Raw genomic sequence first — 1,414 nt, 5'->3', positions numbered from 1 at the left:
TTTTGAAGGTATCTTTGGAGCTAATTCTGCTTACTCATGGTTTGGTTTATATTTATTAGCTTCTTTGCTTGAGGTTGTCGCAAATACTCTACCGTCTTAACCAATTTTGATTTCTTGAATTTGTTTTACACCAGCTTTGTTACAAGCTTCGATTTCAGTGCTTTTAATTTTACGAGAAGCGTTTGCAACGTCGATTGTGTTGTCACCAACACCTTGACAGAACTGTTTTAAACCAGCAGAAGAACCACCAGAACCTACAACAGGAGTTTTAAATTGAGGGAATGTATTACCAAACTCTTCAGCTACAACGCTGGCAAATGGTAATACAGTTGAAGAACCAGCAATTTGAATCGTATCACGAGCTGCATTTGCAGTCGTTGTTACAGCGGCCCCAGTTACTGCTAATGCAATTGCGATTTGACGTGGATTTAAGCGCATTCTGTTCTCTCTCATTAATGCAATAGGTTGTACGTCACTTTTTGTTGAGTGCTTGTACGCTCTTCGATAGCTGCATTGTGAATAGAAAATATGACAAATAAGTTACAGTATTATGACGCTTTCATGATTTTTATAATGTTCATTGTCACATTTTTAAATCTATTTTATATCAAATATTTAAGATAATTTTATAAGTGCTTTGATATTTAGATTTAATGGGAAATATGACAAACGTTCAAAATGATAAAATTATAATTATGCTTAAATTATAAAAGCTTAAGTAATTTAATGAATTGATGTTACAAAATTATTTTATTGACACAATTCTCAATTTTTTACGTGACACCTTTATTTTTAAAAAATTATTTCGCCCGAACATGAACATATTATGACAAAACAAAAACGGTTACCTGCCTTATGTCAGATAACCGCAATATCACTGTAAATTTAGCTTATTAGTTTGATTGTACTTCCGGCATCGCGACCATTTTTTTACGATACTTAAAGAAATACATAATCGCTAAAACCGCAAGCCAGATAGGCCCCAAAATAACAGCGAGTCTCATATCTGGTGTCATCGCCATAATAATGAGAATGAAACATACAAAGCTAATAGTTAAATAATTACTCCATGGGCTCATAATGCTTTGGAATTTGGTTTGACGCTTTTGCAATTTCATTGCTTTGGTAAATTTCAAATGCGTGACTGAGATCATAAGCCAGTTAATAACAAGCGCAGCCACAACTAACATCATAAAGAGCTGAAAAGCTTGACCTGGAATTAAATAGTTGACCACTACACAGACCGCTGTAATTGAAGCAGAAACAATTGCTGCAGGGACCGGAATACCGCGGCTGTTCACTTTTTTCAAAATTGCTGGCGCATTGCCCTGCTCTGCTAAACCATGCAACATACGACTATTACAGTAAATACAACTGTTATAAACCGAAATAGCAGCAATCAAGACCACAAAGT

2 pseudogenes are annotated in these 1,414 nt (G+C 35.0%); both read right to left on the bottom strand.

The annotated features are described in order from the left end of the window. Window positions 1-33: 33 nt before the first annotated feature. A pseudogene (locus VXQ92_RS17865) lies at window positions 34-438 on the bottom strand (substrate-binding domain-containing protein); the annotation flags it as partial. A gap of 455 nt (window positions 439-893) precedes the next feature. Further along, window positions 894-1,414 (bottom strand): annotated as a pseudogene (locus VXQ92_RS17860) (aromatic amino acid transporter AroP); the annotation flags it as partial.

Source organism: Acinetobacter sp. 228, from assembly GCF_048147885.1.
The sequence above is the reverse complement of the archived record's forward strand: the minus strand, read 5'-3'. Positions and strand labels throughout refer to the sequence as shown.